The sequence below is a fragment of the Glaciecola sp. SC05 genome (assembly GCF_041380235.1).
Classification (GTDB): Bacteria; Pseudomonadota; Gammaproteobacteria; order Enterobacterales; family Alteromonadaceae; genus Glaciecola.
This window is the reverse complement of sequence record NZ_JBGIYY010000003.1, coordinates 88,000-99,302: the sequence shown is the minus strand read 5'-3', so window position 1 is coordinate 99,302 and position 11,303 is coordinate 88,000. Positions and strand designations below refer to the sequence as shown.

Sequence of the window (11,303 nt, the reverse complement as noted above, 5' to 3'; positions counted from 1 at the left end):
TTTTAAAAGCGGGCTTTTTTTGTCAAAAAAACATTAAACTTTCGTTAATCTTATGTAAATTTAAGAAGAAATATCTTATGCTTACGGGGAATTCATAATAAGGTCTAACAATGAAAATAAATCCTAGGATTAAGCTAAGCAAATCCATTTCTATTTGCGCTGTTGCGCTCGCTCTCATGGCATGTGGAGACGGTGACAAAAATGACTTCTCAGATATTCAACCACCCTCGCCACCACCTACGATACCGCCTGTTATGCCTGAGGCACAAGTGCCCAACTTTGATACTGATGGTGTGTTGGAAGCCGATATCCGCTGGACAGAATTTGGTGTCCCGCATGTTAAGGCCGACAATCTTGAGAGCATGTCTTTTGGTGTAGGATATGCCTTTGCAAGAGATAATATCTGTATCTTGGCAGACCAAATTATAAAATATAATTCTGAACGAGCAAAATACCTAGGCCCAGACAGAGTTCCTGGCTCTGGCGATTCAGAGCATCTAATAAATGACTTTGGTTATTTAGCTAACAATATAAGAGAGCTAGCCGAGACGAACTTTCCGATGATGTCTGCAAATTCACGAGCGCTGACGCAAGGGTATGTTCAGGGTTACAATAAATACCTTGCTGAAACCGGCCTTGCTAATATCGACCCACAGTGTGCTAACCAGCCTTGGGTAAAGCCGATTAATGAAATTGATATATTGACCTATTCGTTTGGCGTTGCCTTGCTACCGGGTAATGCAAACTTCTTGGGCGCCATGTTTATTTCGGCGCCGCCTGGTGAAAACCCGCTTCCAAGAATGGTCAATGCACAGCAAACACCATTAAAAATGACGCCCAAGGTGCCTATGCCAGAGCGCAACCCTCTAAAAATGGGATCGAATGGCTGGGGGCTTGGCTCAGACATGACCGAAAATGGCATGGGAATGGTGCTTGGAAATCCTCACTTTCCGTTTACAGGTAATCGTCGTTTTTGGCAGTTCCAAACGACTATTCCGGGTTTCTTGAATGTAATGGGTGGCTCTCTAATGGGGATCCCCGGCGTGGTTAATATCGGTTATAACGAAAACGTCGCGTGGACACACACTTTCTCCACGGCCGAACATTTTGTGGTTTATCAATTACAGTTAGACCCCGATGATCCCAGCAATCTTACCCACACAGTTGATGGCGCCAAGCGCACCATATTCAAGAAAACCCATACCATTGAAGTGGGCGTGGGCGGGGGTAACACCATTAAATTAGAAAAAGACAGTTACCATACAAATTATGGTCCGATGATTACTGTTCCTGGTAATTTTGAATGGGGCCCCGGCGGCAGTGCGTTTGCGATTAAAGATGCCAATATGGCGAATGTTGATATTGTTGACCATTGGCTCGCGATGAATCTTGCCGGTAACATGGACGAATTCAAGCAAGCGTTTAAAGACTTCGATGGCGTAATTTTTAACAACACCATGGCAGCTTCGAAAGAGGGCGAAGTCTTTTATATAGATGATTCAACAGTGCCTAATCTAACTGGAACAGCAATTGATCAATTACAGAATAATCCATTGCTAGCAGGCACCAGACAAGCGGCAGGTTTTACTGTATTGCCTGGCTTTGCATCAGTATTCGACTACGGTGGTCCGGTTCCTTACGAAAATGCACCAAAGTATGAAGGCACTGACTATGTGCAAAACTCTAACGATAGTTTTTGGTTGAGCAACCTAGAGTCGCCCATTACAGGCGTATCACCATTATTTGGTCAGGTGGGTAATCAACAAAGCTTACGTTCGCGCATGGCACATGTGTTTTTGAAAGAGGCGGCAGGATCTGATAATAAATTTTCAGCGACCGAAGTGGAAGAGGCGTTGCTAAACAACCGTTCTTACCTATCTGAAGCAATTTTGCCGGAGCTTTTACAGATTTGCCAAAGCAACCGAGAGACTCCCGTAATGGTTGGTGCAACATCTGTTGATATAGCGCCCGCTTGCGACGCATTAGCGCTTTGGGACGGAACGATGAATCTTGACAGTGTTGGTGCGCATGTATTTAGAGAGTTTGCATTTCAAATGCGCCTTAACCCTCAGTGGATAACGCCTTTTGATGTCGCGCAACCAGTTACCACGCCTTCTGGATTAGCTGACAACGCCGTTACATTAGGTCAATTGGCAAGCGCGGTTGATAAAATCAATCAGGCTGGTATTGCATTTGATGCAACGCTGGGCAGCGTACAGTTTGTTGAAAAAAGCAATGCTGCTGGTCAGGCGAGCGGCGAACGCTTCCCTTGGGGCGGTGCGCACAACGTCGAGGGCGGTTTTAACGTCTTTGATGTGAGTCGTGGTAATGATGGTACTGAACTTGCCCGTCATACATACTCTACTGTTGATTCGACCACGCGATTAAGCGCAGAGGCTAAAGGTTACCATCTAACGTCAGGCTCTAGCTGGATAATGGTTGTGAGCTTTACTGAGGATGGTCCCGTTGGAAGAGGTTTGCTTACATATTCACAGTCGACTTCACCTGCGTCTGATAGTTTCAACGATCAAACGGCATTATACTCGCAACAGCCAACACTGCGTCCATTACCGTTTACTGAAACGGAGATTGAAGCTGCGCTGGTAGAGCAAATTTCAATTACTACTGCTCAAAGCGAAGAGTAACCTGAGTTTTAATTGAATTTAGGCTAGACTTAAGGCAATCATAGAAAAAGGACATTATTGTCCTTTTTCTTTTTTGTTTAATCCATATATAGCATGTAACGAAAACATTAAATGGAGCGATTTTCTTGGAGTTTATATTTGAATACGGGTTATTTTTAGCCAAAGCGGTAACGTTAGTCGCTGCAATACTTATTGTGGTGGGATTTGTGATTGCGATGGCTAGTCGCCAAAAACAACGACCAGGCAATTTGGAGTTTGATTCTCTTTCTGAGGTTTATGACGACTTAAAACGTCAAGCTGAAACAGTCTTGCTTGACAAAGCAGCTTTAAAAGACAAACAAAAAGCAGATAAAAAAGAGAAAAAGAAAAGTAAGGATAAATCGCCAGATAAAAAGCCTAATTTATTTGTGATTAACTTTGAAGGTTCGTCAATGGCAAAAGAAGTGGATTCTTTGCGCAAAGAAATCACAGCTGTACTGTGCGTTGCTCAAGCAGGAGACGAGGTCTTAGTAAATGTGGAGAGCGGCGGCGGGGTAGTGCATGGTTATGGTCTTGCTGCATCGCAATTACAGCGCATTAAAGATAAGGGCTTACACCTTACCATTAGTATTGACAAGGTAGCCGCTAGCGGCGGTTATATGATGGCCTGTGTCGCAGATAAAATAATATCTGCTCCTTTTGCGATTGTCGGTTCTATCGGTGTGGTAGCACAACTACCAAACTTTCATAAAGTACTAAAGAAAAATGATATCGATTTTGAGATGCATACTTCTGGAGAATTTAAACGCACTTTAACCGTATTTGGTGAAAACACTGACGAAGGTCGCGACAAGTTTAAAAATGAGCTTCAAGAAATCCATAATATGTTCAAAGACTTTGTTCTGAACAATCGCCCTGATTTGGATATAACAAAGGTTGCAACCGGTGAGTACTGGCTCGGGCAAAAAGCGCTAGAACTTAAATTGGTAGATGAAATACAAACATCTGACGACTTTTTGATGAAGGCGAACAATACTCATAAGTTATATAAACTAAAATATGCGACCAAAAAGAACTTCGCACAAAAACTCGGAATTGCTGCGTCTGAGGGGATAGAAAGCGCAGTGAGCAAGCTAATTACTCAGGCACGCAGTGCTTGGTTATAAAACAAATATAATGATAAGTGGTTTGGGACCGTAAAGTATAAGCGGCATGCAAAAAAACAGCACCTTAGGTGCTGTTTTTTTTTGATCTAAAACGTAGTTCTTATCGAGGCGCTTTGCTGCCAGGATTAGCTTCCAAGATTTGCTGTGTGTAAAAGTCTTTCACAGAAAAGCTAGGTGCTGCTTTCTTAGCTTTCTTGGCCGCAGGTTTTTTCGCTGCTGGCTTAGCTGCAACTGCTTTTTCTGCCGCTGGTGCGGCTTCTTTAGCTGCTTTCTTGGCGGGTGCTTTGGCTTTGGGTGCACTGGCACTTAGCTCGCCTGTCATTTCGTCTAGCTGTGCTAAACGAATATTTTTGCCACCATCAACACTGTACCATCCGCCTTTCGCTTCTATTGAAGGTGCCTTTCCATTGGCGGCTGTGTATGCTTGGGTAAATTTTTCGATAACGCTGTCTTTATCTAGTTTGCTCATTGAGTAAAATAAACCTTTATTGTTTTAATAATGTTAATATTTCTAAGTTTATACATAAACTTACTTAAATGTCTAATTTCTTAACAAAAGGAAGTAAAATTGACCCGCAATCAGCTTTTATCGATTCTAAATTCTCTATTATCGCCCCATTTGTTAAAAGACTATTGCCCTAATGGTCTGCAAATAGAAGGCAAGGATGACATTCAGCATATTGTTACCGGAGTAACAGCAAGTCAGGCCTTAATAGAAAAAGCCATCGAGCTGAACGCTGATGCAATTGTAGTGCACCATGGTTTTTTTTGGAAAAATGAAGATTACGCGATTGTCGGAATGAAAAAACGCCGAATTAGTCGCCTCCTACAGCACGATATAAGCTTATTTGGCTATCATTTACCGCTTGATGTGCATCCAGTCCTGGGTAATAACGCACAATTGGGTCAAATATTGGGCCTTACAAATATACAGCCACTAGAAGACATTCAGCCATTGGGTATCGTAATGACTGGGGAGTTGCCGCAAGCGCTGAGCCACACACAATTATCAGCTCACATTCAAAGTTGCCTAGGACGCAAGACCATAAGCGTCGCAGCTAACGCTAGCATTAAGCGCCTAGCCTGGTGTACCGGTGGCGGTCAGGGCTATATAGATCAAGTTGCGCTCGCTCGATCAAACGCTGTGCAAATTGATGCTTTTGTTTCTGGCGAAATATCCGAACAAACGACGCACAGCGCTCGCGAACTCAATATAGACTACTTTGCGGCGGGCCATCATGCGACTGAGCGCTACGGCGTAAAATCACTCGGCGAACACCTACAAAATGAATATGGCATCACGGTATCGTTTGTTGACATTGATAACCCAGCTTGATTGCTGCTAAACGAGACTAAACATGAAAAGTGGCAGCTTTGATGGAATCGCCAACAAATTTGATAAAAACATATATGGAACCACGAAGGGGCGGCTCCGGCATGCACTTTTAACGCACTATTTAGTCGACTGTTTGGATGCTGAAACACCACTCTCCGTATTGGATGCCGGCGGTGGAACAGGAATGATGAGCTATGAGTTTGCAAGCAGAGGCCATCGCGTAGATATACTGGATGTATCGAGCGAAACCCTAGATATTGCTAAACAGCGCCTAATTGATTTTCCAGAGACAAATTATATTTGCGGTGATATTGGCAGTGTTGAAAGGCAGTACGACCTGATTATTTGTCATGCTTTACTAGAATGGCTAGATGACCCGATACTTGCATTAGACAAGTTGATTCATATGTTGCGGCCTGAAGGTGTGTTGAGCCTGAGCTTTTTTAATCAAGATGCGATGCTGTTTAATAACGCCATATACGGTAACTTCGACTATATCGCAAAGGGCATGAAAGTGCGTAATGTTGTGCGACTCAATCCTCACAATCCACAATCACCCGCAAAAGTCATCGCAAAATTAGAAGCATCAGATCATATCGATATTGAGTTTAAAGCAGGTATCCGTTGTTTTCACGACTACATGCGAGATACCACTATGCAGAGCACGCATTTTGACAATATTTTGATGCTTGAGAAGCAGTATGGCGCAACTGCACCATACATGTGGTTAGGAAAGTATTTTTACATTCGCCTTAAAAAAGCGTCAGCTTAAGCTTATTCAGCCAGCAGAGCTGATTTAATATCAATTTCTATTTCTTTCGGTTTAGTGGTTGGCGCGTAACGTTGAATCACTTCGCCCTGCTTGTTGACTAAAAACTTCGTGAAATTCCATTTGATACGTTTTGAGCCTAACAAGCCCGGAGCTTCAGCAGTCAATGTCTGATAAAGCGGGTCAGCATTCTCTCCATTGACTTCAATCTTTTTAGACAGTGGAAAGGTGACGTTAAACTTCATGCTACAAAACTGCGCAATCTCTTCGTTGTCGCCAGGCTCTTGGTGTCCAAACTGGTCACAGGGGAAACCCAATACTACCAGGCCTTGGTCGCCGTATTCTTGATATAGCTTTTCTAAGCCATCGTATTGTGGCGTGAATCCGCATTTGCTGGCAGTATTTACAATCAAAATAACTTTGCCCACATATTCAGATAAATCAACCTTCTGACCGTTATTTAGCGTAATCGAATGCTTGTGTACCGTGCCTGTCATAAAGTGCTCCCATGCAGTTTTAGATAAGTGTAGTCTGCTTTGCAACTATTTGCACAGGGTATCACGCCACAACATAGCGTGTAGGGAATATATTTAGATGTCAGGCATTTTCTCTGCGTTCAGGACAATAAGCCTTACGCAATTTTAGCCAGTTTTTGCTTGATATTGTCCATACGTTTGAGGTTTTTGTCGGATAATGAAATTGTACCCAATTCTTGGACCAACAAGTCGATGCTAACGTCTTTGTATTCGGCCTGATTAGAATCAGTTAAGCACTGTAATAGGTTTAAAGAGAAAGCCGGTACACCCGGGAACATGCTGTGCGCCCGGTGAAAATAACTCAGCGCGTTTTGATAGCGATTTTCATTGTATTCATTCATGCCTTTTTCATTAATCACTAATGCGCGCTCTCTGCCAATGCCTAAGGTTTTTTCTGTTTCTGCAAGTAAATCTGCCGCAATCAAGCTTTCGATATGATTTTCGTGCTCCAATAGTTTAGCGTCGCACTCTTCTAATATCGCTCTAGCTTTTTCAGGTTGACCTAAACCAAACCACACTTTCACAGCATCAACCATAGTGCCTACGTTGGCTTTTGATAGCTGATGCGCTTGACTGGCTTCTTCAATAATTCTTTGAGCTCTGGGTTTATCGTCGTCTAACAAAAACGCGAGCGCAAGCATAGTATCTTTTTGCAGCTCAGCCTGGCGGTCGCTAATACCATGAGAGGCTTTGCCGAGCATTACCCTAGCGGCTGATACGCTATCTGTTTTTTGAGTTTCAGTAAACTGTTCGGCAAGATGTAAGTGGTATCTTGCTAGCTCCATGGCGTAATCGACCAAGCGCTCTTTTACCGAGAGATTACTTTGCACTTTTTTCTCTAGTAGAGCGAGGGCGTCTTCGCTTTTATCCTGCATTTTATAACAAAGTGTTTTTAAGCGAGTTGCTTGAATTGTTAATTCGCTATCTTTAATATTGTCGAGTAATTGCTCGCCTAAGATATAGTTTTGCTTACCAATTTCAACACTGGCTAGCCACTCATAGGCTTTGTCTTTGGTGAGACTCTCATCAATCAGACGGTCGAGCATGTTTTTACAATGCTGCCATTTGCCCGTAAAGAACTCGCTTTTAATCAGGCCCCAGTGTGCCCAAAGCACTGCGCTTGAGCGCTCTAGCACCCCAGAGTAAAGTTTTGTCGCTTCGTCGTAGTTTTTTTGGATAAGTAATAAGCGACCTTTCAACTTTAAAAAGTCAGACTCATATCGTTTACTGACACCATTTTGTAGCTGTTCTTCAATAAACCGAAGCGCCTCTTGGTTTTTACCCGCATCCATATTTTGCAAAGCGGGCAGAATTTGTTGGCGAACTTGTAAGTAGTGTTTAACGTTGTTGGTTAAACCTTTTATTGTATAGGGTTTGATCATAATCACATCGGGATGTAAGTCGAGGATTTGCCCAATGGTCTGCGGCAGGCTGTCTGAAGTGACAAAAAACAAACCCATGGAAGGTTTGAATGAACCGGCATCCATTAGCTGCTGAATCCACTCTACGCCATTTTTTGCTTGACCCAAATGAAAGTCGATGAAAACCATGTCAAAATTCATGGTTCTAAGTCCGTTGCGAAGCTCTTTTCCGTTGCTGTAGCTAGATATTTCAAAATTATCCAAAGACAACAGGTGACTGCGCAGATTCATGCGTGCCGTTGTATTATCTTCTACGATGGCGACCCGCAAACTGCTGCGGCTTGCTGGTCTGTATCTCGCTAAACTTATCATAATGTTTTTATGTGCTCTCGGTGAACATAATCTGTACAAGGTGCTCAGAATAACACGTCAGGTTATTCAGAATACCCGCTTGATGTATGCATATTTATACAAAGGTCTGTTTACTTTTCACTGTTGGTTTTTGTTAATCAATAAACATCACTTTTCTTATTATTGTTTATCGGCAGTGTTGATAAATACTTCTGCGTTAACATTGCTGATAGAAAATACTGTGGGGTAAGCGCTGTGATTGCTAGGATATGGATGATTGCAACAAGCGTATGGGTCCAGTCAACAGCTTTACAATGAAAGTGGCTTCTTTTAGCACATTGACTTAACAAATGATTTACAAGGACTAGCGCGATCATTTATAGTTTACGTTAACGTAAAGGTAACATGAAAAGTGTGCGTGAAATTCATCTTAAAAAATGCGTCTTTGCGGCACGTCTTTTAGCCCATGTAGAGAGTTCAAATGCAAAAAATTCAGCAGCTTATTAACGGTCAATTTGAAGATTCAGCGTCATCAGACATGATAGAGGTGACTAACCCCGCTAACAATCAGGTGATTGCGCATTTACCCGTGTCAACGACGAGCGAAGTAGAGCGGGCGGTGGCTTGTGCGAAACAGGCATTCAGCACCTGGAAAAAAGTACCCGTATCAGAAAGGGCGCGCGTCATGCTCAGATACCAACATTTGCTAAAAGCTCACCACGACGAAATTGCGACCATCTTGTCAAAAGAAACGGGCAAGACCTTTGAAGATGCAAAAGGTGACGTATGGCGCGGCATAGAGGTTGTTGAGCAGGCAGCTAATATTGCGTCGATGATGATGGGCGAAACCGTTGAAAACGTTGCCACTGATATCGATACCTACTCGATGATCCAGCCCCTCGGCGTATGCTTGGGCATTACTCCATTTAACTTTCCAGCGATGATACCCCTTTGGATGTTCCCTATGGCAATTGCAGCAGGCAATACCTTTGTATTGAAGCCTTCAGAGCAAGACCCTGCGACGCCGATGAAGTTAGCTGAGCTGTTCATGCAGGCGGGTGCGCCAGCGGGTGTGCTAAATATCGTACATGGCGGTAAAGACCAAGTTAATCATCTGCTTGAGCACGAAGACATCAAAGCCGTTTCTTTTGTGGGCAGTGTGCCGGTTGGACAGCATATTTATCGCACGGCTACCGCAAATATGAAACGAGCACAGTGTTTTGCTGGCGCAAAAAATCACTCAGTGATTATGCCAGATGCAAACAAAAGTAAGGTCTTGAATAATTTAGTGGGTGCGTCAGTGGGCGCGGCCGGTCAGCGCTGTATGGCAATTTCGGTTGCGGTTTTTGTGGGTGATAGCGCTAATTGGATACCGGAGCTTGCCGAAAAAATCGGTGCAGTAAAGCCGGGTTTATGGGACGACAAATCAGCAGGTTTTGGACCACTGATCAGCCCGCAAGCAAAAGCTCGCGTGCTAGATTTAATTGCCCGAGGCAAACAAGAAGGTGCGAAGTGCTTAGTCGACGGTAGCGAGTTTACGGTTGAGGGCTATGAGCAAGGCAATTGGGTGGGCCCTACGGTGTTTGCCGGAGTGTCGGCCGATATGGCAATTTATCAAGAAGAAATCTTTGGCCCAGTGTTATGTTGCATGCAGGTTGAAACCCTTGAAGATGCCATTGCCTTAGTTAACGCGAATCCCTATGGAAACGGCACCAGCATCTTTACCGCAAGTGGCGCAGCTGCTCGCAATTATCAAAGCAATGTGGAAGTAGGTCAGGTGGGCATTAATGTACCGATTCCTGTGCCTTTGCCATTTTTCTCCTTTACCGGTTGGAAAAATTCTTTTTATGGCGACTTACACGCCTATGGCAAACAAGCCATTCGTTTCTATACCGAAACCAAAACTATCACCGCACGTTGGTTTGACGACGAAGAAGACAATGGTCCGAACAAGGGCCCGAATATGACGATTAATTTACGCTAATCTGCGCACAGGAATCGAAAATGAATTTTGAATTAACAGAAGATCAAATTGCCTTCGCGCAAACCGCTAAACAATTTGCCGATGCTGAGATGGCACCTTTTGCTGCGCAGTGGGATAGAGAGCACTACTTTCCGGTAGAAGTTATCAAAAAGGCTGGGGAATTAGGTTTTTGCAGCCTGTATACCCCAGAGGATGCCGGCGGTTTAGGACTGAGCCGACTAGACTCATCGATTATTTTCGAGCAGCTTGCGATGGGTTGTACTACCACCACTGCCATGTTGACTATTCATAATATGGCAACGTGGATGGTGGCCAAGTGGGGTACCGAAAAAGTCAAAACAGACTGGATGGAAAAACTGGTAACGGGAGATGCGATTGCTAGCTACTGCTTAACTGAGCCTGGCGCTGGCTCGGACGCAGGCTCCTTGAGAACTTCGGCACAATATGCCGACGGCAAGTATCGATTAAATGGCTCTAAGGTGTTCATTTCTGGCGCTGGTGCAACTCAGGTATTGGTGGTAATGGCCCGCACCGGGGATAGTGGAGCAGGAGGCGTGAGTGCGTTTGTTGTGCCAGCCGATACTAAAGGTATCATTTACGGTAAGCCTGAAGAAAAAATGGGCTGGAATGCACAACCTACTCGTATGGTGACCTTCGACGATGCAGAAATAGACGAAAGCTATCGTTTAGGAGAAGAGGGCGAAGGCTTTAAGTTTGCTATGCAGGGGCTCGATGGCGGGCGAATCAATATCGCCACTTGCTCAATAGGCACCGCGCAACAAGCTTTAAATACAGCAAGAGCTTACATGCACGAACGTTCACAGTTTGGTAAGTCGCTTGCGAGCTTTCAAGCCTTGCAGTTTAAATTAGCGGATATGGCCACCGAGCTTGTTGCAGCGCGGCAAATGGTGCGTTTGGCAGCCAGTAAAGTGGATCATAACCATGCGGATAAAACCACCTATTGCGCAATGGCAAAGCGTTTCGCGACGGATGTAGGCTTTGAGGTGTGTAATCAAGCTTTGCAAATTCACGGCGGTTACGGTTATATCAAAGAGTACCCACTAGAGCGCCATGTGCGCGATGTCAGAGTGCATCAAATTTTAGAGGGTACCAATGAGATCATGCGCGTGATCATTGGTAGACGACTGCTCAGCGACGACACTGAGGTACTGTAAG

Annotated in this window: 9 protein-coding genes; 6 read left to right on the top strand and 3 right to left on the bottom strand. The window is 44.1% G+C overall.

Annotated features, from left to right (window positions below; genetic code table 11):
• The first annotated feature begins 110 nt into the window (after positions 1 to 110).
• Together AB9H30_RS03715 and sohB are read left to right on the top strand one after the other, a co-directional pair.
• Positions 111 to 2,645, top strand: a complete 2,535-nt coding sequence (locus AB9H30_RS03715; protein WP_371193299.1) for an acylase — start codon at positions 111 to 113, stop codon at positions 2,643 to 2,645.
• A 125-nt stretch (positions 2,646 to 2,770) separates the two neighbouring features.
• Positions 2,771 to 3,790, top strand: a complete 1,020-nt coding sequence (sohB, locus tag AB9H30_RS03710; protein WP_371193298.1) for a protease SohB — start codon at positions 2,771 to 2,773, stop codon at positions 3,788 to 3,790.
• A gap of 100 nt (positions 3,791 to 3,890) precedes the next feature.
• Here sohB and AB9H30_RS03705 read toward each other — a convergent pair whose 3' ends face one another.
• Complete coding sequence (locus AB9H30_RS03705; RefSeq protein WP_371193297.1) at positions 3,891 to 4,259, bottom strand: hypothetical protein; 369 nt, start codon at positions 4,257 to 4,259, stop codon at positions 3,891 to 3,893.
• Between the two features lie 99 nt (positions 4,260 to 4,358).
• Here AB9H30_RS03705 and AB9H30_RS03700 point away from each other — a divergent pair, with 99 nt between their 5' ends.
• Both AB9H30_RS03700 and AB9H30_RS03695 read left to right on the top strand, forming a co-directional pair.
• Positions 4,359 to 5,126: a Nif3-like dinuclear metal center hexameric protein gene (locus tag AB9H30_RS03700; RefSeq protein WP_371193296.1), complete on the top strand. Its 768-nt coding sequence runs from the start codon at positions 4,359 to 4,361 to the stop codon at positions 5,124 to 5,126.
• 22 nt (positions 5,127 to 5,148) lie between these two features.
• Entirely contained in the window at positions 5,149 to 5,898 is a 750-nt protein-coding gene (locus AB9H30_RS03695; protein ID WP_371193295.1) for a methyltransferase domain-containing protein, read from the top strand.
• 2 nt (positions 5,899 to 5,900) lie between these two features.
• Here AB9H30_RS03695 and AB9H30_RS03690 read toward each other — a convergent pair whose 3' ends face one another.
• Together AB9H30_RS03690 and AB9H30_RS03685 are read right to left on the bottom strand one after the other, a co-directional pair.
• Positions 5,901 to 6,392: a glutathione peroxidase gene (locus AB9H30_RS03690; RefSeq protein WP_371193294.1), complete on the bottom strand. Its 492-nt coding sequence runs from the start codon at positions 6,390 to 6,392 to the stop codon at positions 5,901 to 5,903.
• Between the two features lie 134 nt (positions 6,393 to 6,526).
• The gene (locus AB9H30_RS03685; RefSeq protein WP_371193293.1) at positions 6,527 to 8,164 is read right to left on the bottom strand and encodes a response regulator; all 1,638 of its coding nucleotides are present in this window, start codon (positions 8,162 to 8,164) and stop codon (positions 6,527 to 6,529) included.
• A gap of 460 nt (positions 8,165 to 8,624) precedes the next feature.
• Here AB9H30_RS03685 and AB9H30_RS03680 point away from each other — a divergent pair, with 460 nt between their 5' ends.
• Together AB9H30_RS03680 and AB9H30_RS03675 are read left to right on the top strand one after the other, a co-directional pair.
• Positions 8,625 to 10,127, top strand: coding sequence for a CoA-acylating methylmalonate-semialdehyde dehydrogenase (locus AB9H30_RS03680; protein ID WP_371193292.1), 1,503 nt, complete (start codon positions 8,625 to 8,627; stop codon positions 10,125 to 10,127).
• A 20-nt stretch (positions 10,128 to 10,147) separates the two neighbouring features.
• Positions 10,148 to 11,302 (top strand): acyl-CoA dehydrogenase family protein, encoded by a 1,155-nt coding sequence (locus AB9H30_RS03675; RefSeq protein ID WP_371193291.1) that lies wholly within the window; start codon positions 10,148 to 10,150, stop codon positions 11,300 to 11,302.
• Position 11,303: the final 1 nt, after the last annotated feature.

Excerpts from the sequence above, each read along its gene's own strand:
- AB9H30_RS03715 (WP_371193299.1), top strand. The coding sequence starts at position 111 with ATGAAAATAAATCCTAGGATTAAGCTAAGCAAATCCATTTCTATTTGC.
- AB9H30_RS03705 (WP_371193297.1), bottom strand. The coding sequence starts at position 4,259 with ATGAGCAAACTAGATAAAGACAGCGTTATCGAAAAATTTACCCAAGCA.
- AB9H30_RS03695 (WP_371193295.1), top strand. The coding sequence starts at position 5,149 with ATGAAAAGTGGCAGCTTTGATGGAATCGCCAACAAATTTGATAAAAAC.
- AB9H30_RS03690 (WP_371193294.1), bottom strand. The coding sequence starts at position 6,392 with ATGACAGGCACGGTACACAAGCATTCGATTACGCTAAATAACGGTCAG.
- AB9H30_RS03685 (WP_371193293.1), bottom strand. The coding sequence starts at position 8,164 with ATGATAAGTTTAGCGAGATACAGACCAGCAAGCCGCAGCAGTTTGCGG.
- AB9H30_RS03680 (WP_371193292.1), top strand. The coding sequence starts at position 8,625 with ATGCAAAAAATTCAGCAGCTTATTAACGGTCAATTTGAAGATTCAGCG.
- AB9H30_RS03675 (WP_371193291.1), top strand. The coding sequence starts at position 10,148 with ATGAATTTTGAATTAACAGAAGATCAAATTGCCTTCGCGCAAACCGCT.